Source organism: Paenibacillus sp. M-152 (assembly GCF_003856555.1).
Taxonomy (GTDB): Bacteria; Bacillota; Bacilli; order Paenibacillales; family Paenibacillaceae; genus Paenibacillus; species Paenibacillus polymyxa_C.
Map to the genome: position 1 here is coordinate 2,239,324 of NZ_CP034141.1, position 25,436 is coordinate 2,264,759.

23 protein-coding genes are annotated in these 25,436 nt (G+C 46.0%); all 23 read left to right on the plus strand.

Features of this window, described 5'->3' with window-relative positions; genetic code table 11:
* Positions 1–200: 200 nt before the first annotated feature.
* Complete coding sequence (gene rimP / locus EGM68_RS10310) at positions 201–662, plus strand: ribosome maturation factor RimP (RefSeq protein ID WP_013370719.1); 462 nt, start codon at positions 201–203, stop codon at positions 660–662.
* 101 nt (positions 663–763) lie between these two features.
* Entirely contained in the window at positions 764–1,861 is a 1,098-nt protein-coding gene (gene nusA / locus EGM68_RS10315; RefSeq protein WP_013370720.1) for a transcription termination factor NusA, read from the plus strand.
* A 23-nt stretch (positions 1,862–1,884) separates the two neighbouring features.
* Positions 1,885–2,193, plus strand: a complete 309-nt coding sequence (rnpM, locus tag EGM68_RS10320; RefSeq protein WP_007430067.1) for an RNase P modulator RnpM — start codon at positions 1,885–1,887, stop codon at positions 2,191–2,193.
* Positions 2,186–2,509, plus strand: a complete 324-nt coding sequence (locus EGM68_RS10325; RefSeq protein ID WP_007430068.1) for a L7Ae/L30e/S12e/Gadd45 family ribosomal protein — start codon at positions 2,186–2,188, stop codon at positions 2,507–2,509. Before rnpM ends, EGM68_RS10325 begins: the two co-directional genes overlap by 8 nt.
* Positions 2,502–5,027, plus strand: coding sequence for a translation initiation factor IF-2 (infB, locus tag EGM68_RS10330; protein ID WP_129549112.1), 2,526 nt, complete (start codon positions 2,502–2,504; stop codon positions 5,025–5,027). The genes EGM68_RS10325 and infB overlap by 8 nt, the downstream gene beginning before the upstream one ends.
* 20 nt (positions 5,028–5,047) lie before the next feature.
* A complete protein-coding gene (gene rbfA, locus EGM68_RS10335; RefSeq protein ID WP_013370723.1) occupies positions 5,048–5,398 on the plus strand; it encodes a 30S ribosome-binding factor RbfA in 351 nt (116 codons plus the stop codon).
* Between the two features lie 50 nt (positions 5,399–5,448).
* Entirely contained in the window at positions 5,449–6,426 is a 978-nt protein-coding gene (locus EGM68_RS10340; protein ID WP_058829489.1) for a DHH family phosphoesterase, read from the plus strand.
* Positions 6,423–7,361: a tRNA pseudouridine(55) synthase TruB gene (gene truB / locus EGM68_RS10345; protein WP_025679737.1), complete on the plus strand. Its 939-nt coding sequence runs from the start codon at positions 6,423–6,425 to the stop codon at positions 7,359–7,361. The genes EGM68_RS10340 and truB overlap by 4 nt, the downstream gene beginning before the upstream one ends.
* Positions 7,362–7,529: 168 nt before the next feature.
* Positions 7,530–8,468, plus strand: a complete 939-nt coding sequence (locus tag EGM68_RS10350) for a bifunctional riboflavin kinase/FAD synthetase (protein WP_025679739.1) — start codon at positions 7,530–7,532, stop codon at positions 8,466–8,468.
* A 132-nt stretch (positions 8,469–8,600) separates the two neighbouring features.
* Positions 8,601–8,870, plus strand: coding sequence for a 30S ribosomal protein S15 (gene rpsO / locus EGM68_RS10355; protein WP_007430074.1), 270 nt, complete (start codon positions 8,601–8,603; stop codon positions 8,868–8,870).
* Between the two features lie 214 nt (positions 8,871–9,084).
* Positions 9,085–11,187 (plus strand): polyribonucleotide nucleotidyltransferase, encoded by a 2,103-nt coding sequence (gene pnp / locus EGM68_RS10360; protein WP_016820985.1) that lies wholly within the window; start codon positions 9,085–9,087, stop codon positions 11,185–11,187.
* A 217-nt stretch (positions 11,188–11,404) separates the two neighbouring features.
* Positions 11,405–12,412, plus strand: a complete 1,008-nt coding sequence (locus EGM68_RS10365) for a polysaccharide deacetylase family protein (RefSeq protein WP_025679743.1) — start codon at positions 11,405–11,407, stop codon at positions 12,410–12,412.
* A gap of 66 nt (positions 12,413–12,478) precedes the next feature.
* On the plus strand, positions 12,479–13,738 hold the full coding sequence (locus EGM68_RS10370; RefSeq protein WP_013370730.1) for a M16 family metallopeptidase: 1,260 nt from the start codon (positions 12,479–12,481) through the stop codon (positions 13,736–13,738).
* Positions 13,722–14,168, plus strand: a complete 447-nt coding sequence (gene dut / locus EGM68_RS10375) for a dUTP diphosphatase (protein WP_129549113.1) — start codon at positions 13,722–13,724, stop codon at positions 14,166–14,168. The genes EGM68_RS10370 and dut overlap by 17 nt, the downstream gene beginning before the upstream one ends.
* Before the next feature lie 189 nt (positions 14,169–14,357).
* Complete coding sequence (gene dpsA / locus EGM68_RS10380) at positions 14,358–15,257, plus strand: dipicolinate synthase subunit DpsA (protein ID WP_129549114.1); 900 nt, start codon at positions 14,358–14,360, stop codon at positions 15,255–15,257.
* Positions 15,254–15,847 carry a dipicolinate synthase subunit B gene (locus EGM68_RS10385; RefSeq protein ID WP_025679750.1) on the plus strand — a complete coding sequence of 198 codons (594 nt, stop codon included), beginning with the start codon at positions 15,254–15,256 and terminating at the stop codon, positions 15,845–15,847. The genes dpsA and EGM68_RS10385 overlap by 4 nt, the downstream gene beginning before the upstream one ends.
* A 134-nt stretch (positions 15,848–15,981) precedes the next feature.
* On the plus strand, positions 15,982–17,019 hold the full coding sequence (locus tag EGM68_RS10390) for an aspartate-semialdehyde dehydrogenase (RefSeq protein ID WP_040101549.1): 1,038 nt from the start codon (positions 15,982–15,984) through the stop codon (positions 17,017–17,019).
* A gap of 35 nt (positions 17,020–17,054) precedes the next feature.
* Positions 17,055–18,272 (plus strand): aspartate kinase, encoded by a 1,218-nt coding sequence (gene dapG, locus EGM68_RS10395; protein ID WP_013370735.1) that lies wholly within the window; start codon positions 17,055–17,057, stop codon positions 18,270–18,272.
* A 41-nt stretch (positions 18,273–18,313) separates the two neighbouring features.
* Complete coding sequence (gene dapA, locus EGM68_RS10400; protein ID WP_013370736.1) at positions 18,314–19,195, plus strand: 4-hydroxy-tetrahydrodipicolinate synthase; 882 nt, start codon at positions 18,314–18,316, stop codon at positions 19,193–19,195.
* A 347-nt stretch (positions 19,196–19,542) separates the two neighbouring features.
* A complete protein-coding gene (locus EGM68_RS10405) occupies positions 19,543–21,222 on the plus strand; it encodes a ribonuclease J (protein ID WP_013370737.1) in 1,680 nt (559 codons plus the stop codon).
* Positions 21,223–21,451: 229 nt separating this feature from the next.
* On the plus strand, positions 21,452–22,288 hold the full coding sequence (locus EGM68_RS10410; protein WP_129549115.1) for a ClpP family protease: 837 nt from the start codon (positions 21,452–21,454) through the stop codon (positions 22,286–22,288).
* Complete coding sequence (locus tag EGM68_RS10415; protein WP_013370739.1) at positions 22,285–22,497, plus strand: YlzJ-like family protein; 213 nt, start codon at positions 22,285–22,287, stop codon at positions 22,495–22,497. The genes EGM68_RS10410 and EGM68_RS10415 overlap by 4 nt, the downstream gene beginning before the upstream one ends.
* Positions 22,498–22,600: 103 nt before the next feature.
* Positions 22,601–25,279 (plus strand): FtsK/SpoIIIE family DNA translocase, encoded by a 2,679-nt coding sequence (locus EGM68_RS10420; protein ID WP_129549116.1) that lies wholly within the window; start codon positions 22,601–22,603, stop codon positions 25,277–25,279.
* Positions 25,280–25,436: the final 157 nt, after the last annotated feature.

A 25,436-nucleotide genomic window follows, 5' to 3' on the forward strand; every position in this document is an offset into this window, starting at 1 on the left:
TACTGTTTGATATACAGGTACAACGTGAAAAAAAGGTTATTTTTGGGCAGGCAACCGGTACGCCGGTTTATTTGCAGTGAGCCCAAAATGAACATTACATCAAATGAAAATGAAAATGCCGGTGATGGAGAAGCATTGCCCACGGCAAGAGGGTATCTCTTTTTCACCACAGGAAAGTTCACTTTTGGAGGTTATAATCTTTGAGCACACCAAAGATCAAATCAGTAGTAGAAGAAATGGCCCAACCTTACCTCGATGAGCATGGTTTTGAACTGGTCGATGTCGAGTATGTCAAAGAGGGTAGCAATTGGTTTCTTCGTGTTTTTGTAGATAAAGACGGAGGAATTGATCTGGACGACTGTAGTATGATCAGTGAATATTTGGGTCAAAAGCTGGATGAAAATGACCCTGTTTCTACAGCATATTTTCTGGAGGTGTCTTCACCAGGCGCCGAGAGACCGCTGAAAAAAGCGGAGGATGTCACTAAAGCGGTAGGCAAAAACGTATTCGTTACTACATACGAGCCGATTAACGGTCTGAAGGAATTCGAAGGCCGTTTGCTTTCTTTTGAAGATGGGGAACTCACCGTCCAAAGTGGACAAAAGAAGCATACCATACCTTATGACAAGGTAGCCGGTGCAAGGCTCGCGATCATATTTTAATTCAGATTTGATTGTTGCTGTTTGACATGTACTACATGTTTTTTGCCTCGTGTGCCGACCAGTACGCAGGTGCCATCATTTGAAAGGGGGAGCAGTAATCCATGAGTATGGATTTTATTGAAGCAATGAACGAGTTGGAAAGAGAAAAGGGGATCAGTAAGGACGTGCTGTTTGAGGCCATTGAAGCAGCCCTGATCTCCAGTTACAAACGGAATTTCAATACCGCACAAAACGTGCGTGTTGATATGAACCGCAACTCGGGAGTCATTAAGGTATATGCCCGTAAGCTGATTGTTGAGGAGGTATTGGATCCTCGCACCGAGATTTCGTTGCCGGCAGCCCGTGAGATTAACCCACATTTTCAGTTGGAGGATGTTGCTGAAATTGAAGTCACACCACGTGATTTTGGACGGATTGCTGCACAAACAGCGAAGCAAGTCGTGACCCAGCGCATTCGCGAAGCGGAACGGGGACTGATCTACAACAAGTTTGTGGACAAGGAAGAGGATATTGTAACAGGAACTGTACAGCGCCAAGATCCACGCAATATTTATATTGATCTTGGCAAGGTGGAAGCAGTTCTTCCGTTGAGTGAGCTAATGCCTAATGAGAAATTCAACCATTTGGATCGGATTAAGGCTTATATTACCAAGGTGGAGAACACAACCAAAGGACCGCAAATTATGCTGTCCCGATCACATCCGGGTCTGCTTAAGCGTTTGTTCGAACTCGAAGTGCCTGAAATTTTTGACGGTGTTGTAGAGATTCGTTCCGTAGCGCGTGAAGCAGGCTTCCGTTCTAAAATCGCTGTTCATTCTCGTAACGCCGAGGTTGATCCGGTAGGTTCTTGTGTGGGACCAAGAGGAACGCGGGTGCAGACCATTGTAAACGAGCTGCGTGGCGAAAAAATCGACATTGTACGCTATTCTGATAATGTTGATGAATACGTGGCTAATGCTTTGAGTCCGTCCAAGGTGCTTGAAGTACAGGTGTTTGAAGAAGAGAAAATGGCTCGCGTTATAGTACCTGATTATCAGCTTTCTCTAGCTATTGGTATCAAAGGGCAAAATGCTCGCCTTGCTGCTAAGCTTACTGGCTGGAAAATTGATATTAAGAGTGAAACACAGGCGGAGGAAGAACTCGGCAGACCGAGAACATCCACCGATGAAATGCATCAGGATTCCGTTTCTGTAGATTAAGCGGAGTGTAGGGGGGTTAATGCATGAAACAGAGAAAGATACCTTTGCGCAAATGTGTCGCCTGTCATGAAATGATGCCAAAGAAGCAGTTAATCCGTGTCGTCAAAACCCCTGAAGACGAAGTGTTGATTGACTTGACTGGCAAAAAGTCGGGACGCGGCGCTTACTTGTGCGGCAAAGCCGCCTGCTTCAAGTTGGCTCAAAAGAGCAAGGCACTGGATCGAGCATTGAAGCACTCGGTCCATCCTGATATTTATGAGCAGCTAAGTCGTGATTTTGCTGCCGTCGAGGAAGAATTCCTGGCGGCACAAGGCAGCGTGCAGGATGAATAAGGCGCTGTCTGGATTGGGGCTTGCCATGAGAGCTGGCAAGTTGCTAACAGGTGATGAGATCGTTTATAAAGCGATCAGGTCTTCAGAAGCCAAGCTGGTCATTCTTGCGAAAGATGCTTCAATGAATACTCAAAAGAAATTCCGCGACAAATGCGGGACGTACAAAATCCCCTTATTGATAGGATTTGACCGGGAAAGCTTGGGAAGCAGCATCGGCAAACCTGAACGGGTCGTGCTGGCTGTGACGGATCAAGGATTCGCGAAATTGATCATGAAACATGCGGGGATAATGTCGGAGGTGGAGTATATTGAGTAAACAAGAAAGCAAAGACAAAGTGCGGGTATACGAATACGCCAAATCGTTGAACATGAGCAGCAAAGAAATTATCACCATTCTTAAACGGCTGGATATTCCCGTGAACAACCATATGAGCGTCATGGAACATGATGCCGTAGGTAAAGTGGAAAATTTTTTTAAGAATATTAAATCCAATGCTGCGGTCAAGCAAGGCGAAGCAGGTACGGCGCAAGTAAGCTCGAATCAGACCGGTTCAAGCCAGAATAGTAATCATTCAACGGAGCAAACCAAAAATCAACAGGAAAAGCAGGTAAGTATGAATAGGACAAACAACAACCAAAACAGTAATCGAAGCAGCGCTCCAAAAGCGCAAAGCAGTCAGCAGGGCGGTCAAAACCGCAGTCAACAAGGTTCTAGTAGACCAGTCGGCCAGCAAGGCACTCAGAACCGTAGTAATGGTCAACAGCAGGGAGGACAACAGCGTACCGGTAGCAATAACACAGGTTCACGTCCTCAGGGAAGCAGCCAGGGTGGTGCAGTAAGAACTTCTTCTTCGGCAGGAAGCAATAATTCCAACCGCAGTGGTGGCAGCCGTACAGGTGGCAACTCCAACAACAGCGGTAACCGTTCCGGTCAAGGACGTTTTGACGATAACCGTCAAGGCGGAGGACGCGGTGGTAACGGTGGTCGTGGAGGCAACAACCGTGGTGGAAACAATCGTGGTGGTAAATTCAACAACCGTGGTAAAGGTCAACAACTGGAGCGTCGCGAGAAAATCGACAACACGCCTAAGAAAATTATTGTGCGTGGTGAGATGACTGTAGGCGAAACAGCCAAGCTTCTTCACAAGGATGCTTCAGAAGTCATCAAAAAATTGATCATGCTCGGAACAATGGCGACCATCAACCAAGAACTGGATATGGATACCATTCTCTTGCTTGCTGGTGACTTTGGCGTCGAGGTAGAAGTGAAAATCCCAGTGGAAGAAGATCGTTTTGAAACTGTGGAAGAAAATGATGATCCAGCGGATTTGAGAACACGTCCACCGGTTGTAACAATTATGGGTCACGTCGATCATGGTAAAACAACTTTGCTGGATGCCATTCGCTCCACGAATGTAACAGGTGGTGAAGCTGGCGGTATTACACAGCACATTGGTGCATACCAAGTTGAAATTAACAGCAAAAAAATCACTTTCTTGGATACACCAGGTCACGAAGCCTTTACCGCTATGCGTGCACGTGGTGCTCAAGTAACAGATATGACGATTATTGTGGTTGCAGCTGATGACGGTGTTATGCCACAAACGGTTGAAGCCATTAGCCATGCAAAAGCAGCAGGTCTACCAATAATCGTAGCTGTAAACAAAATCGACAAACCGGATGCCAACCCGGACAAAGTAAAGCAAGAACTTACAGAATATGAATTGGTGCCCGAAGAGTGGGGCGGCGATACAATTTTTGTCAATGTTTCCGCTAAACAAAGAATGGGCCTGGAAGATTTGCTCGAAATGATTCTGCTCGTAGCTGAAGTGAATGAGTACAAAGCGAACCCAGATAAACGGGCACGTGGTACTATTATTGAGGCTGAGCTGGATAAAGGTCGCGGTTCTGTAGCCCGTATTCTCGTTCAAAACGGGACACTGAAAGTCGGCGATGCATTCGTAGCAGGTAACTGCTTCGGACGTGTACGTGCCATGGTTAACGATAAAGGTCGTCGTCTTAAGGAAGCAGGTCCTTCCACTCCAGTTGAAATTACTGGTCTGACAGAAGTTCCACTTGCAGGCGATCCGTTCATGGTGTTCGAGGATGAGCGTAAAGCTCGTGCTATCGCTGATAAACGTGCGATTACGCAACGTCAATCTGATCTGGGCAGTAATACCCGCGTAACGCTGGATGACCTGTTCCAACACATCAAGGATGGCGAGATGAAGGATCTGAACGTCATTATTAAAGGTGACGTACAAGGTTCTGTCGAAGCGCTGAAAGGCTCCTTGAACAAGATTGAAGTTGAAGGTGTACGCGTCAAAATTCTTCACAGTGGTGCAGGTGCAATCACCGAATCCGATATTATTTTGGCTGCGGCATCCAATGCTATTGTTATTGGATTTAACGTTCGTCCTGATAATCAGGCGAAATCTACAGCGGAAGCTGAAAAAGTGGACATTCGTCTGCATCGCGTTATTTACAATGTTATTGAAGAAATCGAGCAGGCTATGAAAGGCATGCTGGACCCTGAATATAAAGAAAATGTGATCGGTCACGCTGAAGTTCGTAACGTGTTTAAAGTTACTAAAGTCGGTACGATTGCTGGTTGTATGGTGACGTCCGGCAAAATTACTCGTTCAGCAGAAGCACGTCTGATTCGTGATGGTATCGTTATTTTTGAAGGTAAAATCGACTCACTGAAACGCTTTAAGGACGACGCAAAAGAAGTTGCCCAAGGTTACGAATGTGGTATCACCCTTGATGGTTATAATGATGTTAAGGAATCCGACATTATTGAAGCGTTCGTCATGGAAACAGTGGAGCGCTAACGGCAGAGAGGTGAGCACCCATGGCTAAAATACGTACAGGTCGAGTTGGCGAGCAGATTAAGAAGGAACTAAGCCTACTCATACAGACCGAATTAAAAGACCCACGTATCGGTTTTATTACGGTGACTGGTGTCGATGTCACAAACGATTTGTCCCAAGCGAAAGTATACTTGAGCGTACTTGGAGATGAAGAACAAAAAACTTCTTCTCTGAAGGCGCTGGACAAAGCGAACGGTTATCTCCGTTCTGAACTTGGCAAACGGATACGGCTTCGCCATATTCCTGAGCTGATTTTCAAAATTGACGAATCTATTGCTTATGGCAGCCGAATTGAAAAGCTGTTGAGTGATATCGACAAGGATGAGAAATAGGAATTTTTGTTAGTCTGAAGAACCATGAACTGAATGTAAAGGAGACGGCAATGCATACCTATGAACAGGCGCTTCAACAAGCGAAGGAATTTATTCTGGAGCATGATGATTACCTGATCGTATCGCATGTACAGCCGGACGGAGACGCAGTCAGCTCCACCGTAACGGTGGGCTGGCTTCTCTCATGTCTGGGGAAGAAATTTACCATGCTGAATGAGGGACCTATTCCTAAACGCATGGATTTTTTATGGCATGCCGATGAGATTATGGATATGAGTCAACAACCGCCAGAACGGAAATACAACCGGATCATTTGTGTAGATTGTGCGGATTACCGTCGTGTTGGTTTGACAGAGCAGTTTTTTACGGAAGATGCCATTATTCTGAATATCGATCATCATCCAACGAACGATGCTTATGGTACGGTTAATGTGATTAAGTCAGATGCTGCGGCAACAGCGGAAATCCTTTTTGATTTATTGGAAAAGTTTGCAGTAACTTGGGATGTCGAAGTAGCAACAGCTGTATATACAGGGTTGTTAACAGATACGGGAGGCTTCCGCTACTCCAATACTTCACCGAAAGTGATGTCTACGGTATCACAGCTACTTGCTTATGGTGTAGATGGCCCATTTTTGTCCGAGAAATTGCTCGAGGAAATGACATTTCCCCAAATGAAAGTACTAACCAAAGCATTGCAAACGCTCACGATGTCGGAGGACGGTAAAGTTGCTTGGGTCGTTGTAACACCTGATGATATGACGGAATGTGGTGCTGTAAATGAGGACTTGGAAGGCATCGTGAATTATCCAAGAAATATTCGTGGGGTTGAAGTCGGCATTTTCTTTAAAGTTATTAATGATCAAGCGACCAAGGCTAGTTTGAGATCGGCAGGGAATGTTGATGTAGCTGCGCTGGCTCAATCATTTGGGGGCGGCGGACATGTACGTGCGGCTGGCTGTCGACTAGAGGGTAAGCTGGGAGATATCATTGAGACAGTTGTAGGGCGGGTGAAGTCAGAGCTATGAACCCAATAAAGAAGGAACAGGCAACTTGGGAAGGTGTTCTACCTGTTTATAAACCTGCTGGATTTACCTCTCATGATGTGGTGGCCAAGGCTCGCCGTTTATTGGGGATGAAGCGAATAGGACATACTGGGACACTAGATCCGCAGGTAACCGGTGTTCTGCCCTTGTGTCTGGGACGCGCCACCCGAGTGGTGGAGTACATGCAAGAGCGACCCAAGGAATACCGGGCTACACTGCGCTTAGGCATTGCCACTGATACCGAAGACCTGACTGGGACAATAACAGAAGAGAGCGAACGTCCGGTTGAGGTGACCGAAATGGAAGCCAAAGTGGTTTTGGAGCGTTTCGTTGGTACGATCTCCCAAGTCCCACCCATGTACTCTGCCCTCAAAGTAGATGGAAAACGTCTATACGAGCTGGCTCGAGAGGGCAAAACCGTGGAGCGTAAAAGTCGTGAAGTGAGCATTTACGAGCTGGAAATGACGGGATTTGCGAAGATGGGGGCGCATGTGGATATTTCTTTTCGTGCTTTATGCTCCAAAGGTACTTACATCCGTACACTATGTGTTGATATTGGCCGTGAATTGGGATATCCTTCAACAATGGTTAAGCTGGAGCGAACCATGTCTGCGGGAATTTCTGCAGAACATTGTTTAACATTTGAAGAAATTGAGCGCTATGTAGCCGATGGTAGCCTAGGTGAGCGGCTTATCGCCACCGATAAAGCAATTGACTATATGCCTGAGCATACAGTGGCTGAATCCAAGGCAGCTGCGGCTCTGCAAGGCCAACGCCTGTCGCTGAGTATGATTTCACCACCAGTGACAGACAACCAGCCTTTCCGATTATATAAAGAGGATAAAACGTTTTTAGGCATATATGGACGGGATGAATCAGGTGCGATCGCTCCAATTAAAGTTTTTTTAAGTTTGTAGAATTTATAAATTTTCAGCGGAGCTGAATCATTCTATAATCGCCAGAGATTTTCTCCTAGACTGCGGCCTGGCTTCTGTGAAATTATGCTGATAGACGTTTTTCACCTTGAATTGTGCTATAATTTTTGACGAAGTTAGTCAAATGATGTGAAATGCAGGTGAATGAATATGATTACCGTATCGTTATCTTATCCTTTGAGTGATGAGCTATTGCAGCAATGGGGACGTCCACAAGTCACGGCGATCGGCCAGTTCGACGGCCTTCATCTGGGACATGCAAGCGTGATACGCAAGGCCGTCGCGCTCGCTCGCGAACAGAAAGTGCCAGTATCTGTCATGACATTTCACCCTCATCCGAAGGAAGTCATGAAAAAAGGCGATTATGAAGGTTATTTAACACCGCTTGCGGATAAGCAGACTATTCTGTCCGATATGGGTGTGGATGTACTTTATATTTTAAGTTTTAACGAAGAATTTTCCAAGGTTAGCCCGGAGGCTTTTATAACAGACGTGTTACTTCCATTACAAATTCTAACGGCGGTAGTAGGTTTTGATTTTAGGTTTGGCCACCGGGGAGCCGGGCATGAGGATACGCTTCGGAAGCTGGGAGGAGAGCTGATGTCTGTCTACACTGTACCACCGTTCGAACTGGATGGGGATAAGGTAAGCAGCTCAGGCATTCGCCGTGCTTTACAGACGGGGGATTTAGCACATGCCTCGCGCTGGTTGGGACGCCCTTATCGTATCCAGGGTACTGTGATGGATGGTGAGAAGCGCGGACGCACAATCGGTTTTCCGACAGCTAATCTCAAGCTGGATGATTCTTATGTCATTCCGGTTAAGGGTGTATATGCTGTACGAGCGCTCATAGGTGATCATTGGATAAATGGTGTAATGAATGTAGGGGTTAAGCCTACTTTTCATGAAGGTGTGCTGAATCCGTCGTTTGAGGTACATCTTTTTGATTTTAATCAACAAATTTATGGGGAGTCTGTGCTCGTTGAGCTTCACCATTACATCCGCCCTGAACGCAAATTCTCTTCGGTGGATGAACTGATCAGCCAAATTGGCAATGACGCACAAACGGCTAAAAAGCTGTTGGGCTAATTTATTTACATAAGACAGGCGCTGTGTTATACTGACTTATGTTGTGTAAACAACGATGAACCTTAGCTTGGTTGTCCGCTTTCACCGGCGGTTACGAGGCTAATGGCGATTATAATGAAGGAGGTGAACAGGATGGCATTGACTCAAGAGCGTAAACAGCAATTGATCGAGGAGTACAAAACTCATGAATCCGATACAGGATCACCTGAGGTACAAATCGCTATCCTTACTGAAAACATCGTCAACTTGCAAAGTCACTTTCGTTCGCACAAGAAAGACCATCACTCCCGCCGCGGGTTGTTGAAAATGGTCGGTCAGCGTCGTAAACTTTTGGCTTACCTGAAGAAGACTGATGTTAAACGTTACAGTGCGTTGATCGAGCGTCTCGGACTGCGTCGTTAATTTTCAGACATGTAATGAGAAAAGAAGCCTGGTTGTTCACCGCTTGTCCCTGCTAAGGCGACGGCGGACAGCAGCCGGGTTCTTTTTTGAAATGAGGAATCTTTTTTTGAATTACATATCCTATTTTGTCTGTGAATTTCTTATGAATAAGACCTGCGCAGGAAATACTGGATGTGTATAGAACTTTTACAATGAAATGAAATGGAGGGATACCATGGAGCAACGCGTAGAAATGCAACTCGGCGGAAGAAAGCTGGTGCTTGAAACAGGACGTCTTGCAAAACAAGCCAATGCGGCAGTTAAGGTGAGTTACGGAGAAACAGTTGTGCTGTGTACTGTGACCGCTTCCCGTGAACCGAAAGATTTGGACTTTTTTCCGCTGACCGTGAACTATGAGGAAAGATTGTATGCTGTGGGGAAAATTCCTGGCGGATTTATTAAGCGTGAAGGACGCCCGAGTCAAAAGGCAATCTTATCCAGTCGTTTGACAGACCGTCCAATTCGACCATTGTTCCCTGAAGGTTTCCGCAATGATGTGCAGGTGTTAAACCTAGTCATGAGTGTTGATCAGGATTGCGAACCAGAAATTGCAGCCATGATTGGAACTTCAGCAGCACTCAGTATTTCGGATGTTCCTTTTAACGGTCCAATTGGGGGAGTTGCTGTAGGTCGTGTAAACGGACAATTTGTGATTAATCCAGATATTGCACAGCAGAACGCAAGCGATCTGTATCTCGTTGTAGCTGGAACAAAAGATGCCATTATGATGGTAGAAGCAGAAGGCGATGAGATTCCAGAGGAAGTTATGCTCGAAGCTATTATGTTCGGACATGATGAGATTAAGAACATTGTGGCAGTTATTGAACAATTGGTGCAAGTAGCAGGTAAAGAAAAAATGCAGGTTAAGCTGCATGCTGTTGATGAAAAAGTGAACAGTGAAGTACGTGCTTATGCAGCTGATCGTTTGGTGGAAGCTGTTAAAATTGCAGAAAAACATGCCCGCCAAGAGGCGATTGATGCAGTTAATGAAGAGACCGTTGCCCATTTTGAAGCACAATACATAGAGACACCTGAGCTTTTGAGTGATGTGAGCGAAGTTCTCTATGATATCGTTAAGGAAGAAGTCCGTCGTCTGATTACGCATGATAAAGTGCGCCCTGATGGTCGTAAACTTGACGAAATTCGTCCGATCGAAAGCGACACTAGCATTTTGCCGCGTACGCACGGTTCAGGCTTGTTTACACGTGGGCAAACGCAGGCGCTTAGCGTTTGTACTCTTGGTGCACTAGGGGATGTACAAATTCTGGACGGTATTGATCTGGAAGAAACCAAACGCTTCATGCATCATTACAATTTCCCTCCATTCAGCGTAGGTGAGGCTCGTCCATTGCGCGCGCCGGGTCGTCGTGAAATCGGACATGGTGCTCTTGGTGAGCGTGCGCTTTCCAAAGTAATTCCTTCCGAAACTGAATTTCCGTACACGATCCGTCTGGTTTCCGAAGTGCTGGAATCGAATGGATCGACCTCACAAGCTAGTATTTGTGCAAGCACACTGGCGATGATGGATGCAGGTGTACCGATTAAAGCTCCAGTTGCAGGCGTAGCTATGGGATTGATCAAGGATGGAGATCATGTTTCCGTACTGACGGATATTCAGGGTATGGAAGATCATCTGGGCGATATGGACTTTAAAGTTGCTGGTACTGCGGAAGGCGTAACTGCCATTCAAATGGATATTAAAATTGACGGTATTGACCGCAATATTTTACAGGATGCGCTCAAGCAAGCCAGAGAAGGACGTTTGTTCATTCTTGGAAAAATGATGGAAGCGATCCAGAAACCACGTGAGCAATTGTCTCCGTATGCTCCAAAAATTATGACAATGCACATTAACCCGGACAAAATCCGTGATGTTATTGGAGCTGGTGGTAAAATCATCAACAAGATCATCGAAGAAACCGGCGTGAAAATTGATATTGAACAAGATGGTCGTGTGTTCATCGCTTCTACAAATCAAGAGATGAATGAGAAGGCGCGTTCCATTATTGAAGGTATCGTAAAAGAAGTCGTGGTCGGCGAGATTTACATCGGTACAGTCAAACGAATTGAAAAATTCGGCGCATTTGTTGAAATTTTACCGGGTAAAGATGGTCTGGTTCATATTTCTCAACTGTCTACTGAGCGTGTAGCCAAAGTTGAAGATGTCATTGCTATTGGTGATACGATTACAGTGAAAGTAACTGAAATCGATCAGCAAGGTCGTGTCAATTTGTCCCGTAAGGCAGTACTGACGGCTGAAGCTCCTGCTAAGTCCTAGGTTGTGGTTCGCATACCACAGGGAGTCTATACGTTTGTACAAAATAAGGGGTTTGAATAGCATTAATTAAGCTTTTGGAAAGAGGCAGAGCTACGTTTCTGGCTCTTTTTTCATACATATGCACAAGCTGCACCCAAGTGGGCTTCTATAGCTTACTACGTCATAGATCTTGTCCTTCTCGCATACAATGTGGACAAACGAGCGGGAGGATGAAGGAATGATGAGTAGGGTGAAACGAGCAGTGTGGGTGGTAGCCACTTTAGCCATCACACTGGTAATTGGGCAGTTTAGCGGGGTTCGTGACTACGCTAGTCAATTACGCAATGGAGACGCTACAGGAGCCGAAGAGCTTGAAGCTACACCCACGATGGCGGTAGTAGCTTTGCCTGATAATGCGCTTATGCAGCGACTAAAGACAGAAGCAACGCGTCAGCGAAGAGAACCAGTTGATGCTAAGATAGACAGGGTGTGGAAGGCTATTCCAGGTTATAACGGACTGGAGGTCGATCTGGATGCTACCTATCGCAAAGCCATTGCAGCTCCAGATCGGCCTATTCAATATGTATATCGCCAATTGGCACCCAAAATACATTTAAATCAACTGGGTAATGTCCCAATTTACAGGGGCAATCCCGAAAAACCAATGGTTTCCTTCATGATCAACGTAGCATGGGGGAATGAGTTTATCGTGCCTATATTGGATACATTGGATCAGGAGAAGGTTAAGGCTACATTTTTTCTTGATGGAAGTTGGCTGAAGAAAAATCCTGAACTCGCCAAGGAAATTCAAAGAAGAGGGCATGAGCTTTCGAATCATGCTTACTCTCATCCTAATATGAGTCGTTTGAGCCGAGCTAGAGCCGTACAAGAAATCGAAAAGACGGAAGAGCTTCTTCAACAAACTTTAGGTGTCAAAAATAATTGGTTTGCCCCTCCATCGGGTGACTTTAATCAACAAACAGTGGATATAGCAGCAGAACATGGGCTCAAAACAGTGTTGTGGACATTGGACACCGTAGATTGGAAACATCCGTCACCGCAATCGGTGGTTCATAAAATTAACAGCAATGTTGAGTCAGGCTCCCTGATATTGATGCACCCAACAGATTCGTCTGCTGCTGCTCTCAAAGGCATGATTCATGCCATCCGTAGTAAAGGACTTGTACTTGGAACTGTTAGTCAGACGCTTTCTCCTGATCGGCAGCTACCAGCTCCGGTTGAGTGAATGTCTTTTTTCTGTTAGGATTGAACATTATGGCTAAGTATGCAATTCAGTTTAGGAGGGCCAAGCGTGGAAAGAATTCAACTTAAAAACGGCCTAAGAGTGGTCATCGAAAAAATTCCAACCGTGCGTTCTGTTTCTTTCGGCATCTGGGTTAAAACCGGTTCCCGGAACGAAACATCGGACAATAGCGGTATTTCTCATTTTATTGAACACATGCTTTTCAAAGGAACAGAGCGTTTTAGTGCTAAGGAAATCGCTGAGCAATTTGACGCCATCGGAGGAAATGTTAATGCTTTCACTTCGAAGGAATATACGTGCTATTATGCAAAAGTGCTAGATGAGCATCTACCGATCGCAGTCGATGTACTGTCTGATATGTTCTTTAATTCCAAATTGGATCAGGAAGAGCTAGCAAGAGAGAAAAATGTGATTTTGGAGGAAATCTCCATGTACGAGGACACACCTGATGATATGGTGCACGATCTTGTTTCTCGCGCGGCCTATGGTGAGCACCCACTGGCTTATCCGATTCTCGGAACCGAAGATCACCTGCTAGCTATGGATAGCTCACATCTCAGCCATTATATGAAGGAGCACTATACAATTGATAATACAGTTATCAGTGTGGCTGGTAATGTTGACGATCGTCTTTTAGAATTGCTGGAGCAACATTTTGGGCATTTCGATAATCATGGAACCGTTTCGCCACTGACAGTACCTGCGTTTAACGGTCAGCTGTTGTACCATGAGAAAGCAACGGAGCAGAATCACATTTGTCTATCCCTGCCTGGATTTGCAATAGGCGACGATCTCCAGTATGCTATGGTTTTGCTGAATAACGCGATCGGCGGGGGTATGAGCTCACGTTTATTTCAAGAAATTCGTGAAAAACGCGGACTGGCTTATTCGGTCTATTCCTATCATAGCTCCCATGCAGATAGTGGAATGTTCACGATCTACGCAGGCACCGCTCCTAAGCAAACAAAGGATGTGCTCGATTTGACACTGGAGTTGTTGCGAGATGTAGCTGTCAACGGTTTGGACGCTAATGAGCTTCGCAAAGGCAAGGAGCAGCTAAAAGGAAGTCTGATTTTAAGCCTTGAGAGCACTGGTAGCCGGATGAACCGTCTTGGAAAGAATGAGTTAATGTTGGGTCAGCATTATACGCTGGATCAAATGATTGAACACATCGAGCAAGTAACGGCTGATGATGTGAACAAAGTGCTGGATCGGATGTTTTCGGAGCCGTTTGCTCTGTCAATGGTCGGAGCGAGTGATTCAGCGGTTAAGGATATGAGGAGGGACTATTTTGTTAACTTACGTTGAAATTAACAGACTCGGGGGCAATGAAGATATTGAGCTACCCCGCAAAATGTCAAAGCTTGCATCTGGGTTTGACTTGTATGCAGCAGTGCAGGAGGATTTGGTTCTGGAACCTGGCAAACGATGCCTCGTTCCAACTGGATTTGCAATAGCTATGCCAGCAGGATTAGAGGCACAAATCCGTCCGCGTAGTGGACTGGCTCTCAAGCATGGTATTACTTGTCTTAACACACCTGGGACGATTGATGCAGATTATCGTGGGGAGATTAAGGTGCTCCTTATCAATTTAGGCGAGGAACCGTTCACCATTACGCGCAATGAGCGAATTGCACAAATGGTATTTCAGGTTGTGCCTGAGGTCGAGCTGAAACAAGTAGACCATTTGTCTGAAACAGTGCGGGGTGCTGGTGGGTTTGGTCATACAGGACGCTGAGTCTACGATTTACTTGCAAAACCTGTAATCCAATTGATTTTGCAAAAACTTCAATATTACTCGTTTAAGAGTAAAGCATATACATAAAAGTCGTCCCGTAGAGGGGCGGCTTTTTTTGTGTTTTTTCACCCCTCTCCGGGCATCTGCATAGACTAAAAGCATATCGTGTCTCGGAAAGGAGTGATCCGGATGCTAACAGGAATGCGCATCGTTGTTTTGGGTGGAGATGCGAGGCAGCTTGAGGTAATCCGCAAATGTGTGGACATGGATGCTACCGTCACCGTGGTCGGCTTTGACATGCTTGAAGTACCACTCAAAGGAGTCACACTAGAACCCATGTCTGTCAAGCTGCTGGAATCGTCAGACGCACTGATTCTACCGGTGGTGGGATGCGATGAGGAAGGCAACGTAAATGCACTTTTCGGAGCACAGAAGCTCCAGTTTCTGAATGAGCATGCTGCTGCTCTTCCACCGCATTGCATTGTATATACAGGGATGGCGCGAGCGTACTTAAAAGAAATATGTACCAGACATGAATTGAAGCTGGTTGAGCTGCTGGAAAGAGATGATGTGGCCATATACAATTCTATACCTACGGCTGAAGGCGCACTGATGATGGCAATTCAGCATACTGATTTTACGATTCATGGTGCAGATTGTATGGTTCTAGGCATGGGACGGACTGGATTTACCATGGCAAGGGCACTACAGGGATTGGGAGCCAAAGTGAAGGTTGGAGTACGGCGGGCAGAGGATGCAGCGAGAGCTGTAGAAATGGGTTGGAAGCCTTTTATGACGAGGGATTTAGCGAATGAGACAAAGGGAGTTGACTTGATTTTTAATACGATACCCTCTATGATTATCACAGCGCAAATCCTGTCTAAATTGCCACTGAGTACCGTGATTATAGATCTTGCTTCTGCCCCGGGCGGTTGTGATTTCCGGTATGCGGAAAAACGTGGAATTACGGCTATGCTTGCCCCCGGTCTTCCTGGTATAGTTGCTCCCAAAACTGCAGGTGCCATTATAGCGAATACGCTGGTGCAGTTGTTAATGGAAGATAATCCTGATCGGGGGGATGCGCAATGAGTTGGCAAGGGAAAACAGTAGGTTATGCCATTACAGGCTCACATTGCACGTTTGAAGAGGTAATGCCTGTTATACAGCGCTTCGTAGATGAGGGTGCGAAGGTCGTTCCGATTATATCCAATACCGTACTAACAACGGATACTCGTTTCGGTACTTCGCAAAGTTGGCAAAAACAGTTGAAAGATATAACAGGGAATGATATCATTTCTACAATTGTGGAGGCTGAGCCACTGGGACCCTCCCAAATGCTCGATGTGCTGGTGATTGCACCGTTGACGGGGAATTCGATGAGTAAGTTAGCGAATGCGATGACAGACAGTCCGGTTTTAATGGCTGCCAAGGCGCAATTACGCAATGGTCGTCCACTTCTTTTAGCCATTTCTACTAATGATGGACTTGGTCTAAATGCTGCTAATATCGCCAAGTTACTAGTAGCCAAAAACATCTTTTTTGTGCCGTTCGGACAGGATAATCCAGTTAAAAAGCCGAACTCGCTTGTAGCCAATATGGAGTTGATTCCAGAGGCTGCCTATGAAGCATTGCAGGGCAAACAGATTCAGCCGATGATTGTGGAACGCAAGACCCTATGAAGTACTATAGTTAACTGCTGAGCATCCCTCGCCTAGAAGATGATTCGATAATGCATCGAGTCTAATTTCTTGTTGGCGGTGGATGCTTTCAGAATAAAAAATGGTTTTTTAGTCGAGAAGGGGAGATACACCAGATGAGCAATAGAAAGTTTAATGTAGCTGTCGTTGGAGCGACAGGCGCTGTAGGCGAACAGATCGTAAATCTGCTGGAAAAACGAGATTTTCCTGTGGACAAAATCAAATTTCTTTCTTCGCCTCGTTCTGCCGGCACGTTAATTAGCTTTAAAGGTCAGCAGATTCCAGTAGAGATTGCTACCCCCGACAGCTTTGAAGGAATCGACATTGCTTTGTTTAGTGCAGGCGGAGACGTGAGTAAGGAACTGGCGCCGCATGCTGTTCGTCATGGGGCAGTTTGCATTGACAACACCAACGCATTCCGAATGGAACCGACAGCTCCTCTTGTAGTACCTGAGGTGAACAGCGATAAAATTGCCGAGCATCAGGGAATTATCGCCAACCCGAACTGCTCCACCATTCAGATGGTAGCTGCTTTGAAACCATTATATGATCAATATGGCATTTCTCGTATCATAGTATCCACATACCAGGCCGTATCGGGCGCTGGAAGCCGTGCTATTGATGAATTGAATCGTCAAAGCGCAGCCATTCTTAACGGTGATGAGGTTCAGCCAGATCTGCTGCCGGTAGGTTCGTTGCCAGTAAAACATCAGATTGCTTTCAATGCTATTCCGCAAATCGATAAGTTTCAGGATAATGGCTATACACTGGAAGAAATGAAAATGGTACGCGAAACGAAAAAAATACTGGGTGACGATTCTGTAGACGTAACAGCAACGTGTGTGCGTATTCCTGTTGTATACGGTCACTCGGAATCCGTCTATGTAGAGCTTAAAAAAGATTATGATCTAGAAGAAGTTCGTAATCTGTTGGCTTCCGCACCTGGAGTAACGCTGGTAGACGATCCTGCTGCCCAGCTTTATCCGCTCGCATCCGAAGCGGCAGGAAAACCTGACGTATTCGTAGGGCGTGTACGTCGTGATTTGGGCAATAGCCGTGGTTTGAACTTGTGGGTCGTATCCGACAATCTGCTCAAGGGAGCGGCATGGAACGCGGTGCAAATCGCGGAAATTATTGCTGCAAAAGCGGAGTAACGTTCCTAAAGCCGGGAGTATATGGGGGAAGAATAATGGGTATTTTGGTGCAAAAATTTGGGGGAACCTCGCTATCCACACCTGAAGCGCGTCAACTTGTGCTGGCACATGTGAAGCGGGAACTGAAGCAAAATTTTCAATTAGTTGTTGTTGTGTCGGCCATGGGGAGGAAAGGAGAGCCTTATGCCACGGACACGTTGCTGGATTGGGCGGCATCTAACGGCGACAGTCTTCCGAAGCGCGAACGGGATTTACTGCTGTGCTGTGGTGAAATCATTTCTGCTGCTACATTGTGCAGCCTGATGGAGAAGGAAGGTATCCCTGCTACAGTGCTGACTGGAGCACAGGCAGGCTTTATTACGGATGATCAATACGGCAATGCTCGGATTTTGGATATCAAGCCAGACCGTATTGTGGAAGAACTGAACCAAGGCAGAGTGGTCATTGTGACTGGTTTTCAGGGACAAACAGCTGATGGTGATATGACTACCCTTGGTCGGGGAGGCAGCGATACGTCAGCTACTGCACTAGGTGCTGCTCTACATGCGGATATGGTTGATATTTATACAGATGTGAATGGTATTTTGACCGCTGATCCGCGTATTGTGGAAAATGCGAAGCCGCTTGCACATGTTAGCTATACGGAAATTTGTAATATGGCTCATCAGGGAGCAAAGGTGATCCATCCTCGTGCTGTTGAAATAGCCATGCAGGCTAATATTCCGGTACGGGTTCGCTCTACCTTCTCCGAGGGAGAGGGGACGTTGGTTACCCATCCGGAAGGCTTTAAAGATGTGCAGGCAGATATCGTAGACCGCTTCGTGACCGGTATTGCGTATGTCGGAAATGTTACTCAAATTACTGTTGAATTAAAGTCGGGTTTGGAGCACTTGCAATTACAAGTATTCAAATCTATGGCTGAACACGGAATCAGCGTCGATTTCATTAATGTAACTCCATCAGGAGCGGTTTATACCGTATTTGATAATGATGGAAGCAAAGCGGTTGAAGTACTTAACGGTTTGGGTCTAGAGCCTAAAATACTGGCCGGGTGTGCTAAAGTTTCGGTCATAGGCGGTGGTATCAACGGGGTACCAGGTATTATGGCGACAATTGTGGAGGCATTGACAGAATCAGACGTACAGATCCTTCAATCGGCAGATTCCAACACCACGATCTGGGTACTTGTTAAAAAGGAAGATATGGTGCAGGCTGTACGCGCATTGCATAATAAATTTGAACTCCATCAATAGGCGCATTGTCCGTGCTCGGACTTGCAAAAAAAGGAGGCAGCATGGTGAACTTCGGCAGATTGATTACCGCAATGGTGACACCTTTTGATCAGCAAGGAGAGATTGACTGGACTGCATTGTCCTCGTTGATTGATTATTTAATAGAAGAACAGCATTCAGAGTCACTTGTTGTATCTGGAACAACAGGGGAGTCTCCTACCCTGAGTGATGATGAAAAAATTAAGCTGTTTGCATTTGTTGTAGAAAAAGCAGCTGGGCGATGTAAAATTATTGCAGGGACAGGAAGCAATAACACACGTCATTCCATCCACCTCACCCGTGCTGCGGAGCAGGCGGGAGCAGACGGTGTGCTGCTGGTAGTGCCATATTATAATAAACCGAATCAGGAAGGGATGTATCAGCACTTCAAAAGTATTGCAAACTCCACATCCCTTCCAGCGATACTGTATAATGTTCCAAGCCGTACCGGTGCCAGCCTGACAGCTGAAACGACACTGCGGCTTGCACAAATTCCGAACATTGTAGGAACCAAAGAATGTGCATCACTTGCACAAGTTACACAGATTGCAGCGGCAGCACCAGAAGGTTTTCTGGTTTATTCCGGGGATGATGCATCTGGATTGCCTGCCATGGCTGTAGGTGCTTATGGCATTATCAGCGTAGCAAGTCACGTGGTAGGTGCAGAAATGAAGCGAATGCTGGATTCCTTTGTAGGAGGACACGCTCAAGAGGCAGCAAAACTGCATCAACAGTTGTTCCCGATTTTTAAGGGCATGTTCGGCTGTCCTCATCCTTTGCCTAATCCGGTAGCTGTAAAGTATGCATTGGAGTTACGGGGGATTAAGGTAGGTTCAGTTCGGTTGCCACTTATCCCGCCTACCGAGGATGAAGCAGAGTTTATTAAGAATTTATTTACCCGCTAAAAAGAAATAGACGAAAGATGTTGATGAATACAAGGAGTATCCTTGTTAAGGGCAGTCGGTAGGTATAATATCGACTGGGTTATTGCCCTGACAAGGTCTTCCGAATATGAAGGGCGTTCTTATAGAACGTCCTTTTTGCTATGCTATTAACCAGGCATGTAGATAAAATGGCACATACTTATGGTTTGAGAAGGCAATGGGAAACCTAGCGTAACGAACAGGATGACTTGTTTTTTCGTATTTTAATCATGTATAATGGGGTCAAGTGACTGGGTGCGGTATTTTTTTGAAAATTAAATAACAAATCAAGGTACGACGTCCAACTACCATAGGAGGTTTAGATTCATTTGTCTAAAAAAACAAACAACGATAAATTGATGATTTTCGCTTTGGGCGGCGTCGGTGAAATCGGGAAAAATATGTATGTCGTTCAATACGGCAACGACATTGTCGTGGTGGATTCCGGTCTGAAATTTCCGGAAGAGGACATGCTTGGCATCGATATCGTTATTCCTGATATTTCCTACCTTACAGAGAACCGCGACAAAGTAAGAGGCATTGTGTTGACTCATGGTCACGAGGACCATATCGGCGGTTTGCCTTACGTGCTGAAACATTTGAATGTACCTGTATATGGTACCAAGTTGACGCTGGGACTGGTGGAAAACAAGCTGAAGGAAGCGAATCTGCTTGGTGAAACCAAACGCATTTTGATCAATGCTGATTCCGAAATCAAGCTGGGCTCCACATTGAAAGTAACATTCTTCAAAACCAACCATAGTATTCCTGATTCTGTAGGTGTTTGCATTGATACTCCTGAAGGCGCTGTTGTTCATACAGGAGACTTCAAATTTGATCATACTCCGGTGAACGGACAATATGCAGATTTGCAGCGTATGGCTGAGATTGGCACACGTGGCGTACTGGCTCTATTGTCAGACAGTACTAATGCCGAAAAACCGGGCTTTACACCTTCGGAAAAGAGCGTTGGCATTGTGCTGGAAGATATTTTCCGCAAGTCGAGACAGCGTGTGGTCGTAGCCACTTTTGCTTCGAACGTACATCGCATTCAGCAGGTCATTAATGCTGCTGAGGCAACTGGACGTAAAGTAACGGTTATTGGTCGCAGCATGGTTAATGTCGTAGGTATTGCTTCTGATTTGGGCTACTTGGAAATCCCAGATGGAATGCTGATTGAGCCTGAAGAAGTTGGCAAAATGTCAGCGGATCGCGTAGTTATTCTCTGCACAGGTAGTCAGGGTGAACCAATGTCTGCTTTGACAAGAATGGCTCGTTCTACGCATCGTAAGGTAGATATCCTTCCAGGGGACTCAGTGATCATCGCAGCTACTCCGGTACCAGGTAATGAAAAATATGTTGGACGCACTATTGATGAGCTGTTCCGTCTGGGTGCCAATGTATACTACAGTGCAGCTAATCCTGGTATCCACGTTTCTGGACACGGCAGCCAGGAAGAACTCAAGCTGATGCTGAATCTGATGAAACCAAAATTCTTCTTGCCAATTCACGGTGAGTTCAGAATGCAGCGTCGTCACGCTCTGCTTGCTGAAGGAGTAGGTATCGAGCCTGAAAATATCTTTATCACGGATATCGGTGAAGTCATTGAAATTCAGAATGGTGGAGCACGTAGAGCTGGTAAAGTTACAGCAGGTAACGTACTGATTGATGGACTAGGCGTAGGAGATGTAGGAAATATCGTGTTGCGCGACCGCAAATTATTGTCACAGGACGGTATTTTGGTAGTGGTTGTCACACTGAGCAAGCAAGATGGCACGATTAAGTCGGGCCCGGATATCATTTCCCGTGGTTTCGTGTATGTTCGTGAATCAGAAGGTTTGCTGGATGAAGCAAATCGTATTGTTTCAAGTACACTGCACAAGCTCATGAGTGAAAATGTAAATGAATGGGCTTCCCTCAAGACAAATGTCAAGGATGCACTGGGTCGCTTCTTGTATGAGCAAACTCGTCGCAGACCGATGATTCTGCCAATTATAATGGAAGTGTGATTCAATTGAAATATGTTCAAAAACTTGAATTAAAAACTTAAGTCACAGGCACACAGTCGCCTCTCTTCCCGCAGGAAATATTGGACGGTTTCCGCGGGGAGAGAGGCTTTTTTTGATTTTGGAGTTGAGGAAAGGCATGGAGGTGGGTATAAAATATTCCATTTCTATCCCATACTATAGGGTGAATACGGGGCACATAGATACGTAAAGCGAAAGGAAGATCACCCATATGGAACATTACAGCAATTTATCTTCTGGCAACGAGGAAACGGAAACGCCAGAACAACCAGAAGTTGGACAAAGACCCGTTTTACCTGCTATGGAGGCTTTACAGCAGCTGGGTCAAACCTCCATGCCCGGAAGCGAGTCCAATATTTTTTGTATGACGATTATCGGTCAGATTGAAGGACATCTCATCTTACCGCCTCAAAACAAAACAACAAAATATGAGCATATTATTCCGCAGTTGGTAGCGGCAGAGCAAAACCCACGTATCGAAGGATTAATGATTTTGCTAAATACAGTTGGCGGAGATGTAGAGGCAGGACTGGCTATTGCAGAGATGATCGCATCCATGAGTAAACCAACAGTGACCATTGTCATAGGTGGAGGGCATAGTATCGGTGTGCCGATTGCCGTATCTTCTACTTATTCTTACATTGCCGAGAGTGCGACGATGACCATTCATCCTATTCGTATGAGCGGCCTGGTCATTGGAGTCCCACAGACTTTTGAATATATGGAAAAAATGCAGGAGCGTGTCGTCCGCTTCGTCGTTTCTCATTCCCGCATCACAGAAGATCGGTTCAAGGAACTGATGTTCAAAACTGGAGAATTAAACCGTGACATTGGTACAGCGGTTGGAGGAATCGATGCAGTAAAATACGGTTTGATGGATGCGGTTGGTGGGATAGGAGAGGCGCTAAAACAGTTGAATACTATCATTGAGGCGCGCCGTCAGCAAAACGGGATGACAGGGACTCCACAGCAGACTCCATATGCCCCTTTTTCACCCAATGCTACAGGAGCCCCTTCAAGTGAGCACAGCAAGGAGCTACCCCAATGACATTATATACTGTAATGCCAATGGAATTGGTGTGGGAAGGGATGTGGAAGGAAGGTGAGGAGCTTGTAGAGGTCCGGGTAGACGGTCTGCTTATGCAGGTACAGCCGCTTGAAAGTCGTCGGGGGATCATAGTAAGGCTGTTGGACTGCCCATTGGAAGCCTACCTCAATCCTCGTTATGGACCAGGTCAGGTCATCGAGTGGTCATAGAAGCTGTCGAATAGTACAGAAATAGGTCATTTGCTGCTGAAAAAGAACATATGTGCGGATAGCGAGTGACGTGGTATAATATTCTTCTGGGGGGTGACCTTGTATGTCCAGAAGAAGAAAAAGAAAAAAGAAAGCCATATTTGGCGGAGTTTTAAAATATGAAATTTACGGCATTGTGCTGATTACATTGGCGGTCATTGCGTTGTCGGGTGAAGCGGCAGTTGGTCGGTCGCTATCCAAGATGTTTGGGCTTGTACTGGGGAAATTCTATTTTGTGATCCCCCTGATTGGCATTTATTATGGTCTGATGGTGATGATTCACCGCAAGTGGCCGAACCAGTGGAACTCACGGAAGACGGGTTTGCTGTTGTTGGTATTTGCCTTTACACTTATGAGTTCTATTTCATCTATGGAGCAGCGTTTGGGACCGATCAACGCGCTTCAGCCAGGCGGAGTGATGACCCAGATACATATAGATATGCGTGAGCAGTTGCTGTCGCCTGACCAGCAAGGCCATACCTCCATGCTGAATAAGGATATTAGCGGGGGCTACGTTGGCGCATTACAGCTTACCGTTCTGTTGTGGCTGTTTGGTCTCACAGGAGCTAAGCTGATCATGATTGTCATGTTCGTCATTTGTTTTATGCTGATGACTCAACTGTCTTATGTGGATTTAGTGCGGATTGTAAAGACCAAACTGCTGACAGCCGGGGGAAGCGTGCGGAAAAAATGGACTGGAAAAGCCACTCCGCTTTCTGCATCAAGCAAGGGCAGCGGAAATAGAAAACCCAAATCTGAGCCTATTCCTGCCTATGAGGAGGATATGGATGATGACTTTGATGAAATGCAGCCTCCAGCACGCAAGCAGCCCATTTTCTTTCAGTTGTTTGGCCTTAAAAATACAGATAAGGCGGACAAGGAAGAGCAACCTGCCCATGCGGATGAAGATGAACATGATCTTCTATATGAGGCTGGTGACGTGCAGCCTCAGTGGAGAAATGGCAATCAGGGAGAAGAACTGTCTGACGTGATCGAACACGCTGAACAGGAAGCCTCAATTCCGGTGAAAAGATCGCCAATCATTAGGGACTTCTTCGAACAAGTGAAAAATGAGGAAAAAAGATCAGAGGCTGAACTTGAAGACTCCCTGACAAGTGGAGTGCGGAACGATTCCATTATTGATGAACACCTGGATAGTAATTTTATGGATGCTGATGCGGATATGAATAGAAATGATTCGGCAACGATCCATGGGACATCAGAAGAAGCTCAGGAACTGGCTCAGACGATTGCTAACGGGGTGACAGGCGAAGAAGCTGAAGGGACCAATGTAGCTATTCCAGCTCCACCACCGCCTAAGCCGTACAAGCTCCCATCGTTTCGTTTGCTTGCCAAACCGCAAAATGCAGGCAAAGGCATGGGACAAAAGGATTACATGCAAACAGCACGCAAGCTGGAGGCCACGCTGGAGAGCTTCGGTGTTCGGGCGAAAGTGCTGGAGGTTGTACGTGGTCCAGCCGTCACACGCTATGAAATCCAGCCAGACATTGGCGTGAAGGTTAGCCGGATTGTGAGTCTGACGGATGACATTGCACTTGCGCTTGCTGCAAAGGATATCCGTATGGAGGCACCTATTCCCGGCAAGTCCGCCATAGGGATAGAAGTTCCGAATAATGAAGTTTCTATCGTAACCATGCGTGAGGTAATGGAGACGACAGTTTTCCAGGAATCAGTTTCCAATTTGTCGATTGCATTTGGACGTGATATTGCAGGACAAACGATTGTCGGTAATTTAGCCAAGATGCCCCATCTGCTTGTAGCTGGAGCTACGGGTTCGGGTAAATCGGTGTGTATCAATGGGATCATCACGAGTATTTTGTACAAAGCGAAGCCGGATGAAGTGAAATTTCTGATGGTCGATCCCAAGATGGTAGAGTTGAACGTGTATAACGGAATTCCCCATTTATTGGCTCCGGTCGTGACTGATCCAAAGCGTGCCTCACTGGCATTGAAGAAAATTGTAGTTGAAATGGAAAAAAGGTATGAGCTGTTTTCCAAATCAGGCACCCGTAATATTGAGGGTTACAACAATTTGATGAAGGATAACCCGGATGCATTTCTGCCTTACATTGTCGTTATTGTGGACGAGCTGGCAGATTTGATGATGGTTGCTGCAGGAGATGTGGAGGATGCGATTGCGCGACTTGCCCAAATGGCGCGTGCAGCAGGCATCCATCTGATTATTGCAACACAAAGACCTTCAGTTGACGTAATTACAGGGGTTATTAAAGCCAATATTCCTTCACGTATTGCCTTCGGCGTTTCTTCGCAGGTGGATTCCCGCACCATACTGGATATGGGTGGTGCTGAGAAACTGCTCGGACGTGGTGACATGCTGTTCATGCCGATGGGTGCTTCCAAACCAGTCCGTGTTCAGGGAGCATTTATGAGTGATCAGGAAGTGGAAAACATTGTTAACTATGTACGTGAACAGGGTGAAGCGCAGTATGATGAAACGCTTGTGCCGGAGGTGGAAGAGGTATCCACTGATGCGGATGAAATGCTGGATGAGCTGTATGATCAAGCTGTCAACATCATTTTAGAGGCTAAACAAGCTTCCGTTTCGCTCCTTCAGCGCCGTATGCGGATCGGTTATACGCGTGCTGCCCGACTGATTGACTCCATGGAAGCTCGCGGTGTCATCGGTCCTTACGAGGGAAGTAAGCCCCGTGAGGTACTTATATCAATGGAACAATATCAGCAAAATAAAGTTAGCTCCTGAGCATTATCTTTTACAGCATTTCATTAAAACGCTGTTTGTACGCATGATGAGTTGTTAAGTATGACAACTCCATGCACGCAAATAGCGTTTTTTTGTGATGTTTTTTTGAGGTTTGGAACTGCCTGCTAAAAGAAGATTAAAAGGGTGAATAGCTTCT